Raw genomic sequence first — 20097 nt, 5'->3', positions numbered from 1 at the left:
TCCTGTCAGCGGCTGGCGAGAAGGGGAGCCGCATCGCTCAAGGCGTGCAGTTTGAAGCCACGGGCATACCCGGCCGGATCGGAACCGTCCCAGCGGATGCCGTCGATCAACTGGCTGCTGCGCATGTCCTGGCGTGGGGACGCGATGCCCAGCGCCGCACAGGCCTCATGGTACAACTCGAGCTGTTGGACCTCCCGCGCCACGGCGAGGTAATCCGGGTCTTCGCGCAGCAGGCCCCAACGCCGGAACTGAGTCATGAACCACATGCCGTCGGACAGGTACGGCACGTTCACCTCGCCGTTGCCGTGGAAGCGCATGGCGTGGGGATCCTGCCAGCTGTTGCCCAGGCCGTCGGCATAGATGCCGAGCAGGCGGGGCTCGATGCAGTCCAGCGGTGCGTCGAGGTACTCGGGCGCGCTCAGCAGTTGCGCGGTGCTGCGACGGTTCTCGGTACTCTGTTCGATGAATCGGCTGGCTTCGAGGACAGCCATTACCAAGGCCCGCGCGGTGTTGGGGTACTGCTCCACGAATGCTCGGGTGCAACCCAGGACCTTTTCCGGATGATCGGGCCAGATGGTCTGGGTGGTCGCCAGGGTGAAGCCCAGGTTCTGCTTCACCGCGCTGGCACACCAGGGTTCGCCGACGCAGAGGCCATCGATGCGCCCGGCCTGCAGGTGGGCGACCATCTGTGGCGGCGGGACCACCACGCTGTCGACGTCCGACAAGGGGTGGATGCCTTGGGCGGCGAGCCAGTAATAAAGCCACATCGCATGGGTGCCCGTGGGGAAAGTCTGGGCGAAGGTCAGTTTCGTGCGAGTTTGGTGCACATGGCGTTCCAGTGCCTCAGGACTGGTCACGCCCAGGGCCTGCAGGCCATGGGAAAGGTTGATGCTCTGGCCGTTCTGGTTCAGGCCCATCAGTACGGCCATGTCGGTCGGCGCGACGCCACCGATACCCAGGTGTACGGCGTAGACCAGGCCGTACAGGCTGTGGGCCGCGTCGATTTCACCGCTGACCAGCTTGTCCCGCAAGTTGGCCCAGGAGGCCTGGCGCTTGAGGTTCAAGGTCAGGCCGTAGGGTTGGGCGAACCCCTGGGTAGCGGCCACCACGACCGGGGCGCAGTCGCTCAGGGCCATGAAGCCGAGATCGAGCACGCTTTTTTCCGGTGCATCGCTGCCATTGACCCAGGCCAGGGGAGTGGCTGGAACTTCATTCATCGGGCATCACCTTCCACATGAAAAAGCGCCGTACCCGGGCTGCTGCCAGAGCAGTGCCGGATGACGACGCCATTGTCCTCTTTAAACAGTGTGGCACTCATTCCGCCGTTGGTATGAGCGCCGATGACCGAAAAGGGTGCAAGGCATATGCCATCGGTGCTGTTTTATGCAGGCGCCTCGCTGAACCGGCGCTGCGCGGCTATAATCGCCGCCTCATTTTGTCGCCCGAGTCAAAGCCGCCCATGTACACCCTGGCCCGTGAACTGCTGTTCAAACTTTCCCCGGAAACCTCCCACGACCTGTCCCTGGATCTGATCGGCGCGGGCGGGCGCCTGGGCCTCAATGGCCTGTTGTGCAAGGCGCCGGCGAAGTTGCCGGTGACCGTGATGGGGCTGCAGTTCCCCAACCCCGTCGGCCTGGCGGCAGGGCTGGACAAGAATGGCGCGGCCATCGACGGATTCGCGCAACTGGGATTCGGTTTCGTGGAAATCGGCACTGTCACGCCACGGCCGCAACCAGGCAACCCCAAGCCCCGGCTCTTCCGCCTGCCCCAGGCCGAGGCGATCATCAACCGCATGGGTTTCAACAACCTCGGCGTCGATCATCTGCTGGCCCGCGTGGCGGCGGCCAAGTACAAGGGCGTGCTGGGCATCAATATCGGCAAGAACTTCGACACCCCGGTGGAACGTGCCGTCGACGATTACCTGATCTGCCTGGACAAGGTCTACGCCCACGCCAGCTATGTCACCGTCAACGTCAGCTCGCCCAACACCCCGGGCCTGCGCAGCCTGCAATTCGGTGACTCGCTCAAGCAGCTGTTGGCCGACCTGGCCCGGCGTCGCGCTGAGCTGGCGACGATTCATGGCCGGCATGTTCCCCTGGCGATCAAGATTGCCCCGGACATGAGCGACGAGGAGACCGTACAAGTGGCCCAGGCCCTGATGGAGACCGGAATGGACGCCGTGATCGCCACCAACACGACGCTGGGGCGTGAAGGTGTCCAGGGGCTGGAGCACGGTGACGAGGCGGGCGGGCTGTCCGGCGCGCCAGTGCGCGACAAGAGCACCCATACGGTGAAGGTACTGGCCGCCGAACTGGCCGGACGGCTGCCGATCATCGCCGCGGGCGGGATCACGGAAGGCCGCCACGCCGCCGAAAAAATCACCGCGGGGGCGAGCCTGGTGCAGATCTATTCGGGCTTTATCTACAAAGGCCCGGCGCTGATTCGTGAATCGGTGGATGCCATCGCGGCGTTGCGTTGATTGATCTCTGAAACCCACTGCGGCGAAGGGATTTATTGTGGTGAGTCGATCTATCCGTGGCGAGGAGATAGATCCCCTCGCCACAAGGGCGTTTGCCACAGGAAGCCGGGCATTAAAAAGGGCTCCTCGAAGGAGCCCCTGGGCCGTAGCCCGCCGTCCGGATGGGACGCGCGTGGTTAAATCGTTGTGAGTATCAGATTGTCGAGTTCTTGAGTGTTAAGCCCTGTGTCAGCCGACGGCGTGAAGTTCGTTGAGTCTGTGGATACCCGCAGTGCCGGTCATACCGTCCCAGTTGTCGCCACGTCCTTCTCGCCAGCCATTGATCCAGGCTTGACGTACCGACGGTAGAGTAAAGGGGCAAAGCTCACGGGATTTACCACCAACGCCATATTGGTAACCGCGTAAAAATGCTCTTTCCAACGGATCACGCTTAAGTCTTCTCATAGGGTGTTGCCCTCACTTGTTGACTGTTGCTTAGCGTCGACCTCTATCGAGGCCGGGGCAGAATCATTCTGCCGTTGGCGGCTCGTTGCCGGCGTGACGAGCCAAGGTGTTGGCGCCGTTGCGACGTCAACCTGTGTTGAGTTCTAACCAAAGCGTCACATGGATGGAATGATCGTTTTGTCATAAGCACGTAACAATAAAGATGTTAGGGAGATAAGTAACATGATGTTCGTTGACCGCTTTTGAGCAAGACCCCTGTATGATCGGCCCTGCGTGGAAGGGGCTATCCTGTTGCGAATGAGAATGTCCTCGTACGGCCGTCGGGTACTATTCGACGAAAGGGACGCGTTTTCCCCGATTTGTTCCACAGAATTTTTTATCTGCCCCCGCATCTAAGCTTTTTTAACCCGAGCGGCGAGGGTGGAACGGCACATTCTCGTGCCACCGGGTGCTCTGGACCTGTACGAAAAGCCACTGTGCAGGCCCAGGTGAAAAGCACCTGATTGAACCCGACAGGCAATGCGTTGCCTGTCCACTTAGCCAAAGGCTCTGGAATTCCAATGTCCGATCGTTTCGAACTCTTCCTCACCTGCCCCAAGGGCCTAGAAGGCCTGCTGCTCGAGGAAGCCGTCGGGCTTGGCCTTGAAGAGGCGCGCGAGCACACCTCGGCCGTGCGCGGCATGGCCAACATGGAAACCGCCTATCGCCTGTGCCTGTGGTCGCGCCTGGCCAACCGCGTGTTGCTGGTGCTCAAGCGCTTTGCCATGAAGAGCGCCGACGACCTGTACCACGGCGTGCTGGATGTAGACTGGCAGGATCACATGCTAGCCGATGGCACCCTGGCGGTGGAGTTCAGCGGTCATGGTTCGGGCATCGATAACACCCACTTCGGCGCGCTGAAGGTCAAGGATGCCATCGTCGACAAGCTGCGCACGCCTGCGGGGGAGCGGCCATCCATCGACAAGCTCAATCCGGACCTGCGCATCCACCTGCGCCTGGATCGCGGTGAAGCGATCCTCTCCCTGGACCTGTCCGGCCACAGCCTGCACCAGCGCGGCTACCGCTTGCAGCAGGGCGCTGCGCCGCTCAAGGAAAACCTCGCGGCGGCCATTCTGATCCGGGCCGGGTGGCCGCGTATCGCCGCCGAAGGCGGGGCGCTGGCCGACCCCATGTGCGGCGTGGGCACGTTCCTGGTGGAAGCCGGGATGATCGCCACCGACATGGCGCCGAACCTGCGCCGTCAGCAGTGGGGCTTCACTGCGTGGCTGGGCCATGTGCCGGCGTTGTGGAAAAAACTCCATGAAGAAGCCACCGCCCGCGCCGCTGCCGGGCTGGCCAGGCCACCGTTGTGGATTCGCGGCTACGAAGCCGATCCACGACTGATCCAGCCGGGCCGCAACAACGTCGAGCGTGCCGGCCTGAGCGAGTGGATCAAGATCTACCAGGGCGAGGTCGCCACGTTCGAGCCGCGGCCGGACCAGAACCAGAAAGGCCTGGTGATCTGCAACCCGCCCTATGGCGAGCGCCTGGGCGACGAGGCCAGCTTGCTGTATCTCTACCAGAACCTTGGCGAGCGTCTGCGCCAGGCTTGCCTGAACTGGGAGGCGGCGGTGTTCACCGGTGCCCCGGACCTGGGCAAGCGCATGGGGATCCGCAGCCACAAGCAGTATTCCTTCTGGAACGGCGCCTTGCCGTGCAAATTGCTGCTGATCAAGGTGCTGCCCGACCAGTTCGTCACCGGCGAGCGCCGCACCCCGGAACAGCGCCAGGCGGAGCGCGAGCAAGCCCTTGCCGAGCAGGATCAGGCCCCGGCTACGCCGCAAGAGCGTCAGTACAACAAGAACGGCAACCCGATCAAACCGGCCCCGGCCCCGGTGGTCGAACTGGCCCGGTTGAGCGAAGGCGGGCAGATGTTCGCCAACCGCCTGCAAAAGAACCTCAAGCAGTTGGGCAAATGGGCCAAGCGCGAAGGCGTGGACTGCTACCGGGTCTACGATGCCGACATGCCGGAATATTCCATGGCCATCGATCTGTATCACGACTGGGTGCACGTCCAGGAATACGCCGCGCCCAAGTCCATCGACCCGGAAAAGGCTTCGGCCCGGCTGTTCGATGCCCTGGCGGCCATTCCCCAGGCGTTGAACATCGACAAGAGTCATGTAGTGATCAAGCGCCGCGAACGCCAGAGCGGCACCCGGCAGTACGAACGCCAGAGTACCCAGGGCAAGTTCACCGAGGTCAACGAGGGAGGCGTGAAGCTGTTGGTCAACCTCACCGACTACCTGGACACCGGCCTGTTCCTCGATCATCGTCCGATGCGCCTGCGGATCCAGAAGGAAGCCGCCGGCAAGCGCTTCCTCAACCTGTTCTGCTACACCGCCACCGCCAGCGTCCATGCCGCCAAGGGCGGTGCCCGGAGCACCACCAGCGTCGATCTGTCGAAAACCTACCTGGACTGGGCGCGGCGCAACCTGTCCCTCAACGGTTTCTCCGACAAGAACCGGCTGGAGCAGGGCGATGTCATGACCTGGCTGCAGGACTGCCGCGATGAATACGACCTGATCTTCATCGACCCTCCAACCTTCTCCAACTCCAAGCGCATGGAAGGCGTGTTCGACGTGCAGCGTGACCATGTCCAGTTGCTGGATCTGGCCATGGCCCGCCTGGCACCGGGCGGCGTGCTGTACTTCTCCAACAATTTCCGCAAGTTCCAGCTCGAGGACAATCTTGGCGAGCGCTACGCGGTGGAGGAAATCACCGCCAGCACCATCGACCCGGATTTCGCCCGCAACGGAAAAATCCACCGCGCCTGGAAGATCATGGCACGTTGAAATTTCCGGATTGGATCCACGAAGCCTTGTAATTCAAGGCTTCCAGCCGTTTTTAGTGCTGGTCAAAGTGATGGCTAATAGCTATAACTAAGCCTGTGGCCAGGGCTGTAACGATGCCTGCCCCCTTTCTTCGAGTTGGCGTTATGGCATTGCATCCGGTACGTCCCAGGATCCTGGGCTTTATCAGCGAAGATGTCTCGGCCTGGCTGGTGGCTTCACTGGTCTTCGTGGCGGGCACCTGCATGACCGGTTTGCTGACCTGGGCGATGACCAATCTGTTCAACCAGCAACTGCGCCAACGCTTCGAGCTGCAGGCCGAGGAACGGTTCAGCCGCATCGAGGAACGCTTCCAGGACCAGGAGCAGCGTCTCGATAGCCTCAGACGCTTCTTTGCCAATTCATCGGGCGTCTCCAGCGACGAATTCCACGGCTACGCCGAGGCGCTGTTGCGCCGTACCCAGGCTTTCGGCTGGGCGCCTCGGGTGACCGGGGCCGAGCGGCAGGCGTTCGAGCTTCAGGCGCGGGAGGAGGGGCTGGATGCATTTTCCATTCGTGAGGCGGATGGTAGCGGCGGCTTGCGACCCGCTGCCGAACGGGGCGAGTACGTGCCTGTCCTGTACATCCAGAGCCAACCGTCCTTCGTCTCGCCATTGGGCCTGGATCTATTGTCTGACCCATCGCGTCGGGCGGTCCTTGAACAGGCGCGCCAGCGCGATGCCCTGGCGGTCTCGCAGCCCCTGGATCTGCTGGGAGGCGATCCGGCCTTCGCCCGTGGCGTCTTGCTGGTTGCCCCGGTGACCAGGGCAGCATCCAGGGAGCCGTTCGGTTACGTGGTGGCTGCCATCAGCATGCGCCGCCTGGTGGGTGTCGGCTTGCCGGCGTCCAACCATGAAAACCTCTCCATGCGCGTCCTGGACCTGTCCGGCGATGTCCGGGAAGAAGTGCTGTTCGATTCCCCGGAGCCGCCCGGTGACAGCGATTTATCGGCGGTTCGCCTGTTGCGCCTTGGGGATCGAGACTATCGGGTAGAACTGCGGCCCAGCCGGATCTTCCTGTCGGCCAACCATTCCTCGGTATCGAGCCTGGTGGTGTTGGGCGGCCTGCTCAGTTTCCTGCTCAGCGCCCTGCTCTATGTATTGGTGAGCCAGCGGCAGCGGGCGCTGACGCTGGTGGAACAACGTACCCGGGAACTGCGTGCCCGAGAGCAGGAACTGCGCGGGACCCACAGCCAGCTGCGCGGTGTGCTGGATGCCGCGACCCAGGTGGCGATCATCGCCACGGACCTGCGAGGTGTCATCACCACGTTCAACGCCGGGGCCGAGCACATGCTGGGCTACCAGAGCAGCGAGGTCCTGCAGAGCATGACCCTCGAGAGCCTGCACGTTCCGCGTGAGCTCCAGGCACGGGCGGCCCAACTCGCCTCGCGCTATGGCAAGCCGATACCCACCTGCCATGCGATGCTGCTGGAGAGCGGCGAGCGTGGCGGACAGCAGGCCCGTGAGTGGACCCTGGTGCGCCGCGACGGCAGCCACCTGACAGTGAACATGCTGGCCACGCCGATGCTTGACGACCAGGGGTTGTGGGTCGGCCACCTGGCGATCTGTATCGATATCACCGAGCGCAAGCGTGTCCATGAGGCACTGGCGGCCAGGGATATGCTGCTCAAAAAGCTCAGCGCCCACGTCCCCGGCGGTATCTACCAGTTCAAGATGGACTTCAACGGCAGCTTCAGCGTGATTTATGCCAGCGACGGGATCCGCGACATTTATGAGCTGGCGCCCGATGTGCTGGTCCAGAACGCGGAGGCGGTATTTTCACGCATTCATCCGTTGGACAGTGCCCGGGTCCGGGCTTCGATCCGCACCTCGGCCGATACCTTGAGCCCCTGGCGCGAAGAGTATCGGGTGCAACTGCCGCAGCGGGGGCTGCGTTGGGTGCGTGGCGAGGCGACGCCCGAACAGTTGCCGGGCGGTGGCGTGCTCTGGCATGGCTATATCTCGGATATTTCCGATCTCAAGCGCGTGGAGGAGGAACTGCGGGCCCTGTCAGTGACCGATGCCCTGACCGGTATCCGCAACCGGCGTTATTTCCAAGAGCGCCTGACTTCGGAAATGACGCGGGTCGAACGCGGCTCCGGCGACCTCTCGGTCATCATGCTGGACATCGACCACTTCAAACGCATCAACGACCAGCACGGCCATGCCGTAGGCGATCGGGTGTTGCAGGCGGTCTGCCTTCGCATTACCCAGCGCCTGCGGCGTACCGACGTCTTCTGTCGCCTGGGTGGGGAAGAGTTCGTGGTGCTGTGTCCGGATACCGACGGTGAAAGCGCCCATGCGCTGGCCATCGGGTTGTGGGAAGGGCTGCGAAATGCGCCCATCGAGGATGTCGGTGTGATTACCGCCAGCTTCGGCATTGCCAGTTGGCGTGCCGGAGAAGGGGCGGATGCGTTGCTGTTGCGGGCCGACTCAGGGGTCTATGCGGCCAAGCAGGCCGGGCGGGACCGGGTCGAGGCACAACTGGAGTAGCGACTGTCGGAAGCCGCCGATCCAGTGGGGGCGAGCTGGCCCGCTCCCACTGTGGGTCGATGGGTTACAGCACCGAAGCCGTCTGCGGCAGTTTCGGCTGGCGGTACAGGTCCAGCAGCACCTGGTCCAGCACCGAGGACGCACCCCACGGCTTCGGATCGTTGAGGATCGCTACTACCGCCCAGGTATTGCCGTTGACGTCCCGGCTGTAGCCGGCGATGGCTCGAACGGTGTTCAGGGTGCCTGTCTTGACATGGGCCTCACCGGCCATGGCGGTGGTCTTGAGGCGCTTGCGCATGGTCCCGTCGGTGCCGACGATGGGCATCGAGCTGATGAACTCCGCCGAATACGGGCTGCGCCACGCCGCTTGCAGCATCGCTGCCATTTCCCGGGCGCTCACCCGTTCGGCGCGAGACAGCCCGGAACCGTTTTCCATCACCAGGTGCGGCGCGGTGATGCCTTTCTTGGCCAGCCATTGGCGCACCACGCGTTGCGCGGCCTTGGCGTCGTCACCGTCGGCTTCGTTGCGAAACTGCGCGCCCAGGCTCAGGAACAGTTGCTGGGCCATGGTGTTGTTACTGTATTTGTTGATGTCGCGGATGATTTCCGCCAGGTCCGGCGAGAACGCCCGGGCCAGTACCTTGGCATTGTTTGGCGTCGAGGCCAGGCGATCCTGGCCCTGGATGCTGCCACCCAGTTCTTTCCAGATCGCCCGCACCGCGCCGGCGGTGTAGGTGGCGTGATCCAGCAGCGACAGATAGGTCTGGGAGCTGCAACCGTCACCGAGTTGGCCGCTGACGGTCACGTTCACGCTGCCGTCCGCTTGCGGCACCGGGTTGTAGCGCACGTTGCCGGCGCACTGCTTGCCGTTGACGGCCTTGACCTGGTTATCGATACGGATGCTGGCGATGGGCGGTTCCACCGACACCAGCACCCGCCCGCCGTCATTGCGTGCCACGAAGCGCAGGGCCTTGAGGTTGACCAGCAAGGAGTCGGGCTTGACCAGGAAAGGCTTGTTCTCGTCGTTGCCGTCGTCGTTGAACTCGGGCAGTTGCGGCTGGATGAAGAAGCCGCGGTCCAGCACCAGGTCACCCGTGACCTGCTGCACACCGTTGGCCCGCAGGTCGCGCATCAGCAACCAGAGCTTTTCCATGTTCAGCTTGGGGTCACCGCCGCCCTTGAGGTACAGGTTGCCGTTGAGGATGCCGCCGTTGAGGGTGCCGTCGGTGTAGAACTCGGTTTTCCACTGGTGGTTGGGGCCGAGCATTTCCAGCGCCGCGTAGGTGGTCACCAGCTTCATGGTGGAGGCAGGATTGACCGAAACGTCGGCGTTATAAAGGGTCGGCGTGCCAGGGCCGTTGAGCGGCACCAGTACCAGGGACAGGGCGTTGTCCTGCAGCTTGCTGGCCTTGAGGGCCTTTTGCACGTTGGGCGACAGGGCGGTATTGATGGTGGCGGCGCTGGTGTAGGCAGGAAGGGCCAGGGGAAGAAGAAGGCTGGCCAGAAGCAGTGGACGCAAAGACTTGATCATTTGAAATAAAACCCTGCGGGCGAGGGGGAAAAAACGAGGACATGAAAATTGAACGTCCTCAACGGTAATGAATGTGTCGGCATTATGCCCCAAGGCGTAGCGGCTTTGCCGTGCCCGAGTCCTTCCAGGCGCTATTTTTTTACCGACGGTAGGCGGTTGCGCCGATCAGTCGGGCAAACGGTGCTCCAAACTGGTAAAGTGCCGGCCGTTATTACTTATGAGGATTGTTTCAATGGCGACTAACCGTTCCCGGCGTCTGCGCAAAAAGCTTTGCGTGGATGAATTTCAAGAGCTGGGTTTCGAATTGAACCTGGATTTCAAAGAAGATCTGGCCGATGAGGCTATTGACGCTTTCCTCGACGCGTTCCTGAAAGAAGCCATGGAAGCCAATGGCCTGGGTTATGTGGGCGGCGACGACTACGGTCTGGTCTGCCTGCAGAAGCGCGGTTCGGTCAGCGAAGAGCAGCGCGCGGCTGTAGAAGCCTGGCTCAAGGCCCGTCCTGAGCTGACCAGCGTTGAAGTCAGCCCGCTGATCGACGTGTGGTACCCGGAAAAGCAGATCAACCCGGTCGCTTGATGTTCCGAAACCGGCAACCCTCATGGGTGCCGGTTTTTTTGCGCCTGTCGGTTGGAGCGATCGTTCCCACGCTGAGCGTGGGGGCGATCAATCCTTGCTCCAGTTCAGGATGAGCAACGTCGACACCCCCGCCACGATCCCCCAGAATGCCGAACCAATGGAGAACAGCGTCAGCCCCGACGCCGTGACCATGAAGGTGATCAGCGCCGCTTCCCGTTCCCTGGCTTCGCTCATGGCGATGCTCAAGCCATTGATGATCGAGCCGAACAGCGCCAGCGCCGCGATGGACAGCACCAGTTCCTTGGGCAGTGCCGCGAACAACGCCGCTAGCGTTGCGCCGAACACGCCGGCGATTGCGTAGAAAACCCCGCACCAGACGGCCGCCGTGTAGCGTTTGTTGCGATCCTCATGGGCGTGGGGCCCGGTGCAGATGGCAGCGCTGATGGCCGCCAGGTTGATGCCATGGGAGCCGAAGGGCGCCAGCAGCAGGGAGGCGATGCCCGTGCTGGTGATCAGCGGCGAGGCCGGCACGTTGTAGCCGTCGGCTCGCAGCACGGCGATGCCCGGCATGTTCTGCGAAGTCATCGCCACCACGAACAGCGGAATGCCGATGCTGATGGTGGCTGCCAGGGAAAAGTGCGGCGTGGTCCAGACCGGAGTCGCGACTTCCAGGGCGAAACCGCTGAAGTCCAGCAGGTCCATCACGCTCGCCAGCGCGGTACCGATCAACAGCGCTGTCAGCACGGCGTAGCGAGGCGACACGCGCTTGACCACCAGGTAGGTGAAGAACATCCCCAGCACCAGGCCGGTGCGATGCTGGGCGGCGACGAAAATCTCGCTGCCGATCTTGAACAGGATGCCCGCCAGCAGCGCCGCCGCCAGCGAGGCCGGAATGCGCTTGACCAGGCGTTCGAAGCTGCCGGTCAGGCCGCAGATCGTCACCAGCACTGCACAGGTGATATAGGCGCCGATGGCCTCGCCGTAACTCACACCGCCCAGGCTGGTGATCAACAGCGCCGCGCCGGGTGTCGACCAGGCGATGGTGATCGGTGTGCGATAGCGCAACGACAGCCCGATGGAGCACACCGCCATGCCAATGGAAATCGCCCAGATCCACGAGGAAATCTGCCCGCTGGTCAGCCCGGCCGCCTGCCCGGCCTGGAACATCAGCACCAGGGAACTGGTGTAGCCGGTCATCATGGCAATGAACCCGGCGACGATGGCCGAGAGGGAGGTGTCGGCCAAGGGGCGAAGTGGCGTAGTCGTGACTTCGGTCATGGTGCGGGATGATCCTGATTGGTAGAACAGCTAGAGCCTGACTGTGTGGCGAGAGGATTGATCCTCGATGAACTGCATGGCGGTCCTGGAAAGTCTCGTTGCAACAAGGCTGGTATGGCTGAGACCGCCCGCTTTGCGACCCGGCGGGGATCAATCCCCTCGCCACAGATTTTGTGGTTTAAGCCTAAACTCAACGCAGTTGTCGATTGCAATACAGCCATGCCTGCAAACAGCCGTACAGTCGTGTTGCCATCAGAGGTTGTGTACAATCGAGCTGTTTTTTACACGATACTTGCCAGCGACCCGCTGTGCCGTATTACAGTCACGGTCAATTCGCCGCAGTTCTCCCGACCCGAGTGCCCATGAACGAACAGTTGCAACCCCTCAAGAAACAACCGCGAGCAGGTAAAGCCGGCCGCAGCGGAACCCAGGACGATATTGTCTATGCACATATCTTCGAGGCCATCCTCGAACAACGCCTGGCGCCCGGTACCAAGTTGAGCGAAGAGGCACTGGGGGAAATTTTCGGAGTCAGCCGCACGATCATCCGGCGCGCGCTGTCTCGCCTGGCCCATGAAGGGGTGGTGCTGCTGCGACCCAATCGGGGCGCCGTGGTGGCCAGCCCGAGTGTCGAGGAGGCTCGCCAGGTGTTCATGGCCCGGCGCCTCGTGGAACGGGCCATCACCGAGTTGGCGGTGCAGCACGCCACCGCCGAGCAACTGGCCGAACTGCGGCAGATGGTCAGCGACGAGCGCGACAGTTTTTCCCGTGGCGACCGTGGCGCCGGCATTCGCCTGTCGGGCGAGTTCCACCTCAAGCTGGCCGAAGCGGCGAAGAACGCGCCATTGATCAGCTTCCAGCGCAGCCTGGTGTCCCAGACGTCCCTGATCATCGCCCAATACGAAAGCGGCAACCGTTCCCACTGTTCCTATGACGAACACACCCAGCTGATCGACGCCATCGAGGCCCGGGACGCCACGCTGGCGGTTGACCTGATGATGCACCACATGGATCACATCGACAGCAAGCTCAACCTCGACGAAGAAAGCGCGTCGGATGATTTGCATGCGGTGTTCTCGCATCTGCTGCAGAGCAAGAAGCCTGGGCGGTCGACGGCCAAGCTCTGATGGGGTGAGCCAGTTATTCCCAGTCGCCTTCATCGCCAGCAGGCTCGCTTCCACAGTGGATTTGTGTTGTTCACATAATCCCTGCAGGAGCGAGCCTGCTCGCGATAGCGTTCCGACAGGCGCCGAGATTCTAGCGCTGATGCACCAATTTACCGGCCGCATAGGTCTGCGCCACCGTCCGGTCATCCCCCAGCGTCATCAATACGAACAACCGCTCGGCAATGTCCTTGGCCTGCTTGAGGCGATAGCTCAGCAGCGGCGTGGCGTTGTAGTCCAGCACCAGGAAGTCCGCATCCGTACCCGGTTGCAAGGTCCCGATCCGATCCTCCAGGCGCAAGGCCCGGGCGCCGCCCAGGGTGGCCAGGTAGAGTGACTTGAACGGGCTCAGCCTGGCGCCCTGCAACTGCATCACCTTGTAGGCTTCGTTCAGGGTCTGCAGCAGCGAAAAGCTGGTACCGCCACCGACGTCCGTGCCCAGCCCCACATTCACCTTATGCTTCTCGGCCATGGGCAGGTTGAACAGTCCGCTGCCGAGGAACAGGTTCGAAGTCGGGCAGAAGGCTATGGCCGAACCGGTCTCGGCCAGGCGCGCGCATTCGTCGTCGCACAGGTGCACGCCATGGGCCAGTACCGAGCGCTGGCCGAGCAACTGGTAGTGGTCGTAGACGTCCAGATAGCCCTTGCGCTCGGGAAACAGGGACTTGACCCACTGCACTTCCTGCAGGTTTTCACTGATGTGGGTCTGCATGTAGAGATCGGGATATTCCCTCAGCAATTGACCGGCCAGGGCCAGTTGTTCCGGTGTGCTGGTGGGGGCGAAGCGCGGTGTCACGGCGTAGTGCAGGCGACCCTTGCCATGCCAGCGCTCGATCAGCGCCTTGCTCTGGGTGTAGCTGGATTCGGCCGTATCGACCAGGTAGTCCGGGGCATTGCGGTCCATCATCACTTTGCCGGCGATCATCCGCAGGTCGAGTTTCTGGGCCACTTCGAAGAACGCGTTCACCGATTGCGGGTGCACGCTGCCGAACACCAGCGCCGTGGTGGTGCCGTTGCGCAGCAGTTCCTTGACGAAAATATCCGCCACCGCGTCGGCGTGGGCCTTGTCGGCGAACTGGCTCTCGCAGGGAAAGGTGTAGGTGTCCAGCCAGTCCAGCAACTGTTCGCCATAGGCGCCCACCATGCCGGTCTGGGGCAGATGGATATGGGTATCGATGAAGCCAGGAGTGATCAGCGCATCCTGGTGATGGACGATCTCGATGTCGGCGGCCAGTGTGGGCAGCAGGTCGCAGGCGGGGCCGATGGCGCTGATCTGGCCATTCTCCACCACCAGCAGGCCGTCTTCGAAGTATTCGTAGGACGCTTCGATCCCGGCTTCGGCAGGATCGGCGAGACTGTGGAGCAGGGCGGCACGGTAGGCTTTGCGAGTCAGGGGCATGGGAACTCTCGGAAATGGTCAGCTGCGACGCGAGGCCGGCAGCAGTTTGGCAATGGGCTCGGCGCGGCGGGTCTGCTGGCCGAAATTCGCGTTATAGGTGGCGATGATTTCGCCGGCGATGGAGATGGCGATTTCCACAGGCAGCTTGCCTTTGACTTCGCCAATGCCCATCGGGCAGCGCATGCGCTGCAAGGCGCCGCTGTCGAAGCCGCGGTCGCGCAGGCGGTGTTCGAACCTGACCCGTTTGGTCTTCGAACCGATCAGGCCGAAATAGGCGAAGTCATTGCGCTTGAGGATCGCGGCGCTCAGCTCCAGGTCCAGCTGATGGGTATGGGTCATGACGATGCAGTAGCTGCCGGGCGGCAGTGCGTCGACTTCATCCAACGGATCTTCGCTGACGATCCTGCGCACGCCGTGGGGCAGTTGTTCAGGAAATTCCGTCTCCCGCGAGTCGATCCAGCGCACCTTGCAAGGCAGGCTCGCCAGCAGCGGCACCAGCGCGCGACCGACATGACCGGCGCCGAACACTGCGATCTGTGCCTGCACCTGGCCCATGGGTTCGAACAGCAGCACCGTGACGCCACCGCAGCACTGGCCCAGGCTGGCGCCGAGGCTGAAACGCTCCAGATGGGTGTCCTGCTGGCCGCTGGCGAGCATTTGCCGGGCGATCTCCATGGCCTTGTACTCCAGATGCCCGCCACCGATGGTGTCGAAGGTCTGGCTGGCGCTGATGACCATCTTCGAGCCGGCATTGCGCGGTGTGGAACCCAGTTCTTCGATGATCGTCACCAGCACGCAGGGTTCACCGCGGGTCTGCAGGTCGGCGAGGGCGCTGATCCAGTTGTACATATTCACCTCGACATCTCTTTTGTCTGTTCCGGCCTCATCGCGAGCAAGCTCGCTCCCACATTGGGACGGTGTCCGCAGTCCCTTGTGGGAGCGAGCTTGCTCGCGATAGCCGCGCCGCGGTCTAGAGCGAAGCCACTTCGACTTCAGCTTCCTCAGTCCTGACCGCTTTCAACCCTCGCATCTGCTCACACCCCCACAACACCCGCTCCGGCGTCGCCGGCGCATCGATTTTCGGTTGGTGCCTGTAATCCCCCAGGCTCGCCACGGCGTCCTTGATGGCGCACCATGCGGCGATGCCGAGCATGAAGGGCGGCTCGCCAACGGCCTTGGAATGGAACACCGTGTCTTCCGGGTTCTTGCGGTTCTCCACCAGCCTGACCCGCAGGTCCAGGGGCATGTCGGCCACGGCCGGGATCTTGTAGCTGGCCGGGCCATTGGTCATCAGCTTGCCCTTGTCGTTCCACACCAGCTCTTCCATGGTCAGCCAGCCCATGCCCTGGATGAAGCCACCCTCGACCTGGCCGATATCGATCGCCGGGTTCAACGAGGCGCCGACGTCGTGGAGGATGTCGGTGCGCAGCATCTTGTATTCGCCAGTCAGGGTATCGACGATGACCTCGGCGCAGGCCGCGCCATAGGCGTAGTAGTAGAACGGCCGGCCACGGGCCTGGCTGCGGTCGTAGTAGATCTTCGGAGTCTTGTAGAAACCGGTGCTGGACAGCGAGACCTGGGCGAAATAGGCCTGTTGCACCAACGCCTCGAACGTTAGGATGTGATCGCGCACCCGAACATGGCTGTTTTTGAATTCCACGTCTTCTTCGCTGACCTTGTACTGCCGCGCAGCGAACTCCACCAGGCGCCGCTTGATGGTTTCGGCGGCGTTCTGCGCGGCCTTGCCGTTCAGGTCGGCGCCGCTGCTGGCGGCGGTGGGCGAGGTGTTGGGCACTTTGTCGGTATTGGTCGCGGTGATCTGCACCCGGTCCATTTCCACCTGGAACACTTCGGCCACCACCTGGGCGACCTTGGTGTTGAGGCCCTGGCCCATTTCGGTGCCACCATGATTAAGGTGGATGCTGCCATCGGTGTAGATGTGGATCAGCGCGCCGGCCTGGTTGAGGAAACTGGCGGTGAACGAAATGCCGAATTTCACCGGGGTCAGCGCCAGGCCTTTTTTCAGGATCGGGCTGTTGGCGTTGTAGCGGCGGATCGCCTCGCGGCGTTCGGCGTACTGGCTGCTTTGCTCAAGCTCGGCGGTCATTTCCTCGAGCATGTTGTGCTCGACGGTCTGGTAGTAGTGGGTGACGTTGCGCTCGGTCTTGCCGTAGTAGTTGGCCTTGCGCACGGCCAGCGGGTCCAGGCCCAGGTGTCGGGCGATGGCGTCCATGACTTCCTCGATGGCGACCATGCCCTGGGGGCCGCCGAAGCCGCGATAGGCGGTGTTCGAGGCGATATTGGTCTTGCAGCGATGGCCGTTGATGGTCGCATCGCCCAGGTAATAGGCGTTATCGGCGTGGAACATCGCACGGTCGACGATAGAGGCGGACAGGTCCGGCGAACAGCCGCAATTGCCGGCCAGTTCGAGGGCGATGCCGTGCAGGCGCCCGGTGCTGTCGAAGCCGACGTCGTATTCGATGTAGAAGGGGTGGCGCTTGCCGGTCATCAGCATGTCTTCGACCCGGGGCAGGCGCATCTTGGTCGGCTGGCCAGTGAGATGGGCGATGACCGCGCACAGGCAGGCCGGGCTGGCGGCCTGGGTTTCCTTGCCGCCGAACCCACCGCCCATGCGGCGCATGTCCACCACGACTTTGTTCATCGAAACCCCCAGCACTTCGGCCACCAGTTTCTGCACTTCGGTGGGGTTCTGGGTCGAGCAGTAGACGAGCATGCCGCCATCTTCGGTGGGCATCACCGAGGAAATCTGGGTTTCCAGGTAGAAATGTTCCTGGCCGCCGATGTGCAGCGTGCCCTGGATACGGTGTTCGGCACCGGCCAGGGCGGCGGCCGAATCACCGCGCCGATGGGTGTGGCTGTCGAGCACGAAGTGACGCTTGCGCAGGGCTTCGACCACGTCGAGCACCGGGTCCAGGTCTTCATATTCGACGATGGCCGCCATCGCCGCCTTGCGCGCGGTTTCCAGGTCCCGGGCGGCCACGGCCAGCACGGGCTGGCCGACGAACTGCACATCATCGATGGCCAGCAGTGGATCGCCGGGCAGCAACGGTCCGATGTCCTTCAGGCCCGGTATATCCGCATGGGTAATGGCGATGCGCACCCCGTCGAAGGCATAGCACGGCGTGGTGTCGATGCGCAGGATCCGGGCGTGGGCGCGGTCCGACAGCCGGGCATAGACGTGCAACTGGTTGGGAAACTCCAGGCGGTCATCGATGTACTGGGCTTCACCAGACACATGCTTGGCGGCGCTGTCGTGCTTGACGCTGCGGCCCACGCCAGTGGTGAGGTCGCGGGCGAACAGTTCGGCCAGTTCGGCTTGGGTCTTTTCTGCGGCGTGATGGTTAGACATAAGCGGTCACCCGAGTCTCGATGTGCGGCGTTTGCAGTTCGATGAAGTATTTGCGCAGCAGGTTGCGGGCGCCGAGCAAGCGGTACTCCTTGCTGGCGCGGAAGTCCGACAGCGGCGTGAAATCCTCGCCCAGGGCCGCGCAGGCACGCTCGACAGTGCTGTCGTTCCATGCAGAGCCGATCAGGGCCGCCTCACAATGCTTGGCGCGCTTGGGCGTCGCGGCCATGCCGCCGAACGCTACGCGGGCGTCGCGCACCACGCCGTTGTCGATCCGCAGGTTGAATGCCGCGCACACGGCGGAAATGTCATCGTCCAGGCGCTTGGAAACCTTGTAGGCGCGAAATGCCTGCTCGGCGCTGGCCCTCGGCACGATGATCTTCTCGATGAATTCGCTTTCCTGGCGAGCCGTGACCCGGTAATCGATGAAATAGTCCTCCAGGGCCAGTGTGCGGCGCACCTGCCCCTTGCACAGTACGATCTGCGCGCCGAGGGCGATCAGCAGGGGCGGGGAGTCGCCGATGGGCGAGGCGTTGCCGATGTTGCCGCCCAGGGTGCCCTGGTTGCGGATCTGCAGCGAGGCGAAGCGCTGCAGCAATTCACCGAAGTCGGGGTATTCGGCCTGCAAGGCCTCGTAGCAATCGGAGAGCGCGGTAGCGGCGCCGATCTCCAGGCGGTCGTCGAAGCGCTCGATGCGCTTGAGTTCGGCCACGTTTCCCACATAGATCATCACCGGCAGGGTACGGTGGAACTGGGTGACTTCCAGGGCCAGGTCCGTGCCGCCGGCCAGCAGGCGCGCCTGGGGATACGCGTCGTAGAGTTCGGCCAGGTCGGCGACCGTCAGCGGCACCAGGCAGCGCTTGTCGCCGCTGTTGAGTTCGCCGGTCTCCTTGGGCGCAATGGCCTTGAGACGAGCGATGGTCTGGGCTTCACGAGCGTCGAACTGGTCCGTTTGCTTGCCGCAGCAGGCCTGGTCGGCGGCAGCCAGGATCGGCCGGTAGCCGGTGCAGCGACACAGGTTGCCGGCCAGGGCCTCGTGGGCCTTGTGCGCGTCGGGCTGTTCGCTGTTTTTCTGCAGGGCAAACAGCGACATGACGAAGCCGGGGGTACAGAAGCCGCATTGCGAGCCGTGACAATCGACCATGGCCTGCTGGACGCTGTGCAACCGGCCCTGGTGCTTGAGGTCTTCGACGCTGATCAGTTGCTTGCCGTGCAGGGACGAGACGAAGGTCAGGCATGAGTTGAGGCTGCGATAGCGCAGGCGCTCATGACCGGATTCATCTACGTGCAGTTCGCCCACCACCACGGTGCACGCACCACAGTCGCCGCTGGCGCAGCCTTCTTTGGTGCCGGACCGGCCGACATGCTCGCGCAGGTAATTGAGCACGGTCAGGTTCGGGTCCAGGCTGTGCTCGCTACGGAGTTCCTGGTTGAGTAAAAACTGGATCACGGAAGGCCTCGCAGATTCATTATTGTTGTATCGACGTGGGCCGAATTTATCAGTTCTGACTTTTCGGTCAACGATTTTCTGACTTTAAGGTCAGGAAAATTCGCTTTGTCGATGAACAACAGGTTTCGGGGTCGAACTTCGAGCGATGTCCTCTCTCCATCAGTTAAGCGCAAATCCTTGTGGGACGGGCTTGCTTGCTCGGATGCCGGCCTGCGCAAGGATCTGCGGCGGTCGGTCCACGTTCGCGGGCGAGCCCTGCTTGCGCAAAGGCCGGGCCCTTGAAAATTTGCTTATATCGTGCCAAAAACCCGGTGCAGGCCCTGCGCCATGACGTATCGAGTGCGGTACACTGCGCCGCTTGTGCAAATCGAAGAGTTTGAAGGACAACCATGACGTTCAAGGCCCCGGACAGCCTCGCTGAGCAAATCGCCCATCATCTCGCCGAGCGCATCATTCGCGGCGAAATGAGGCCGGGGGAGCGCATCCAGGAGCAGAAGGTCACGCTGGCGCTCAATGTCAGCCGCGGCTCGGTCCGCGAGGCCTTGCTGATCCTGGAACGGCGCCATCTGGTCGCGATCCTGCCGCGCCGTGGCGCCCATGTCACCGAACTCACCGAGCACAAGGTACGCAGCCTCTGCGCGCTGATGAGCGAGCTGTACATCCTGCTGGGCAACGCCGTGGCCCAGGGCTGGAAGGATCAGGCCGACATGGCGCCCTTCCTGGTGATCCAGCAGCGCCTCAAGGAGGCCTTCGTCCGACAGGACATCCGTACCTTCGTCGATGAAAGCTTCAGTGTGATGCGTGCCGCCTATCCTTTCGCCAACAATCCGTACCTGCAGGAAACCGTCGAGAACCTGCAGCCGGCCATGAGCCGTGCCTACTTCCTGGCCCTGGAACAGCGCAAGGCGGAAATGAGCGAGTTCCTCGATCTGTTCCAGCGCCTGCTCGTGGCCGTGCTGGCCCGTGACCTGCCGCAGATTCGCATCGTGCTGACGGCCTATGCCCAGCGCAGTTGCGATCTGGTGGTTTCTGCCCTGACGGCGGCCTGAC

At 62.7% G+C, this 20097-nt stretch carries 14 protein-coding genes; 6 read left to right on the top strand and 8 right to left on the bottom strand.

Annotated features, from left to right (window positions below; all coding sequences use genetic code 11):
* Positions 1-5: 5 nt before the first annotated feature.
* Positions 6-1217, bottom strand: a complete 1212-nt coding sequence (locus BW992_RS24805) for a CmpA/NrtA family ABC transporter substrate-binding protein (RefSeq protein ID WP_072389101.1) — start codon at positions 1215-1217, stop codon at positions 6-8.
* Positions 1218-1459: 242 nt separating this feature from the next.
* Between BW992_RS24805 and BW992_RS24800 the strand changes: the two genes are divergently transcribed.
* Positions 1460-2479, top strand: coding sequence for a quinone-dependent dihydroorotate dehydrogenase (locus BW992_RS24800; RefSeq protein WP_072389099.1), 1020 nt, complete (start codon positions 1460-1462; stop codon positions 2477-2479).
* A 228-nt stretch (positions 2480-2707) separates the two neighbouring features.
* On the opposite strand, the gene rmf is transcribed toward BW992_RS24800, so the two are convergent.
* Entirely contained in the window at positions 2708-2923 is a 216-nt protein-coding gene (gene rmf, locus BW992_RS24795) for a ribosome modulation factor (protein WP_003223300.1), read from the bottom strand.
* 560 nt (positions 2924-3483) lie between these two features.
* On the opposite strand from rmf, the gene rlmKL reads away from it, so the two are divergent.
* On the top strand, positions 3484-5754 hold the full coding sequence (gene rlmKL, locus BW992_RS24790) for a bifunctional 23S rRNA (guanine(2069)-N(7))-methyltransferase RlmK/23S rRNA (guanine(2445)-N(2))-methyltransferase RlmL (RefSeq protein ID WP_072389097.1): 2271 nt from the start codon (positions 3484-3486) through the stop codon (positions 5752-5754).
* Positions 5755-5897: 143 nt separating this feature from the next.
* A complete protein-coding gene (locus BW992_RS24785) occupies positions 5898-8282 on the top strand; it encodes a sensor domain-containing diguanylate cyclase (RefSeq protein WP_076407238.1) in 2385 nt (794 codons plus the stop codon).
* 64 nt (positions 8283-8346) lie between these two features.
* On the opposite strand, the gene dacB is transcribed toward BW992_RS24785, so the two are convergent.
* Positions 8347-9813: a D-alanyl-D-alanine carboxypeptidase/D-alanyl-D-alanine endopeptidase gene (gene dacB / locus BW992_RS24780; protein WP_072389093.1), complete on the bottom strand. Its 1467-nt coding sequence runs from the start codon at positions 9811-9813 to the stop codon at positions 8347-8349.
* A 232-nt stretch (positions 9814-10045) separates the two neighbouring features.
* Here dacB and BW992_RS24775 point away from each other — a divergent pair, with 232 nt between their 5' ends.
* Positions 10046-10390, top strand: coding sequence for a YggL family protein (locus tag BW992_RS24775; RefSeq protein ID WP_072389090.1), 345 nt, complete (start codon positions 10046-10048; stop codon positions 10388-10390).
* An 87-nt stretch (positions 10391-10477) separates the two neighbouring features.
* Here the strand turns inward: BW992_RS24775 and BW992_RS24770 are convergent, their stop codons facing one another.
* Entirely contained in the window at positions 10478-11668 is a 1191-nt protein-coding gene (locus BW992_RS24770) for a benzoate/H(+) symporter BenE family transporter (protein ID WP_076407237.1), read from the bottom strand.
* A 362-nt stretch (positions 11669-12030) separates the two neighbouring features.
* Here BW992_RS24770 and BW992_RS24765 point away from each other — a divergent pair, with 362 nt between their 5' ends.
* The gene (locus BW992_RS24765) at positions 12031-12795 is read left to right on the top strand and encodes a GntR family transcriptional regulator (protein ID WP_003183531.1); all 765 of its coding nucleotides are present in this window, start codon (positions 12031-12033) and stop codon (positions 12793-12795) included.
* Between the two features lie 130 nt (positions 12796-12925).
* Here BW992_RS24765 and guaD read toward each other — a convergent pair whose 3' ends face one another.
* The 4 genes from guaD to xdhA form a co-directional block, all read right to left on the bottom strand.
* Positions 12926-14230, bottom strand: a complete 1305-nt coding sequence (gene guaD / locus BW992_RS24760) for a guanine deaminase (RefSeq protein WP_072389086.1) — start codon at positions 14228-14230, stop codon at positions 12926-12928.
* An 18-nt stretch (positions 14231-14248) separates the two neighbouring features.
* Entirely contained in the window at positions 14249-15079 is an 831-nt protein-coding gene (xdhC, locus tag BW992_RS24755; RefSeq protein WP_072458069.1) for a xanthine dehydrogenase accessory protein XdhC, read from the bottom strand.
* 121 nt (positions 15080-15200) lie between these two features.
* Positions 15201-17600: a xanthine dehydrogenase molybdopterin binding subunit gene (gene xdhB / locus BW992_RS24750; RefSeq protein WP_076407236.1), complete on the bottom strand. Its 2400-nt coding sequence runs from the start codon at positions 17598-17600 to the stop codon at positions 15201-15203.
* Complete coding sequence (gene xdhA, locus BW992_RS24745; RefSeq protein ID WP_072389080.1) at positions 17593-19047, bottom strand: xanthine dehydrogenase small subunit; 1455 nt, start codon at positions 19045-19047, stop codon at positions 17593-17595. Before xdhA ends, xdhB begins: the two co-directional genes overlap by 8 nt.
* Positions 19048-19436: 389 nt before the next feature.
* On the opposite strand from xdhA, the gene BW992_RS24740 reads away from it, so the two are divergent.
* A complete protein-coding gene (locus tag BW992_RS24740) occupies positions 19437-20096 on the top strand; it encodes a GntR family transcriptional regulator (RefSeq protein WP_072389078.1) in 660 nt (219 codons plus the stop codon).
* Position 20097 lies beyond the last annotated feature (1 nt).

The sequence above is a fragment of the Pseudomonas sp. 7SR1 genome (genome assembly GCF_900156465.1).
Classification (GTDB): Bacteria; Pseudomonadota; Gammaproteobacteria; order Pseudomonadales; family Pseudomonadaceae; genus Aquipseudomonas.
The sequence above is the reverse complement of the archived record's forward strand: the minus strand, read 5'-3'. Positions and strand labels throughout refer to the sequence as shown.

Excerpts from the sequence above, each read along its gene's own strand:
- BW992_RS24805 (WP_072389101.1), bottom strand. The coding sequence starts at position 1,217 with ATGAATGAAGTTCCAGCCACTCCCCTGGCCTGGGTCAATGGCAGCGAT.
- BW992_RS24800 (WP_072389099.1), top strand. The coding sequence starts at position 1,460 with ATGTACACCCTGGCCCGTGAACTGCTGTTCAAACTTTCCCCGGAAACC.
- rmf (WP_003223300.1), bottom strand. The coding sequence starts at position 2,923 with ATGAGAAGACTTAAGCGTGATCCGTTGGAAAGAGCATTTTTACGCGGT.
- rlmKL (WP_072389097.1), top strand. The coding sequence starts at position 3,484 with ATGTCCGATCGTTTCGAACTCTTCCTCACCTGCCCCAAGGGCCTAGAA.
- BW992_RS24785 (WP_076407238.1), top strand. The coding sequence starts at position 5,898 with ATGGCATTGCATCCGGTACGTCCCAGGATCCTGGGCTTTATCAGCGAA.
- dacB (WP_072389093.1), bottom strand. The coding sequence starts at position 9,813 with ATGATCAAGTCTTTGCGTCCACTGCTTCTGGCCAGCCTTCTTCTTCCC.
- BW992_RS24775 (WP_072389090.1), top strand. The coding sequence starts at position 10,046 with ATGGCGACTAACCGTTCCCGGCGTCTGCGCAAAAAGCTTTGCGTGGAT.
- BW992_RS24770 (WP_076407237.1), bottom strand. The coding sequence starts at position 11,668 with ATGACCGAAGTCACGACTACGCCACTTCGCCCCTTGGCCGACACCTCC.
- BW992_RS24765 (WP_003183531.1), top strand. The coding sequence starts at position 12,031 with ATGAACGAACAGTTGCAACCCCTCAAGAAACAACCGCGAGCAGGTAAA.
- guaD (WP_072389086.1), bottom strand. The coding sequence starts at position 14,230 with ATGCCCCTGACTCGCAAAGCCTACCGTGCCGCCCTGCTCCACAGTCTC.
- xdhC (WP_072458069.1), bottom strand. The coding sequence starts at position 15,079 with ATGTACAACTGGATCAGCGCCCTCGCCGACCTGCAGACCCGCGGTGAA.
- xdhB (WP_076407236.1), bottom strand. The coding sequence starts at position 17,600 with ATGTCTAACCATCACGCCGCAGAAAAGACCCAAGCCGAACTGGCCGAA.
- BW992_RS24740 (WP_072389078.1), top strand. The coding sequence starts at position 19,437 with ATGACGTTCAAGGCCCCGGACAGCCTCGCTGAGCAAATCGCCCATCAT.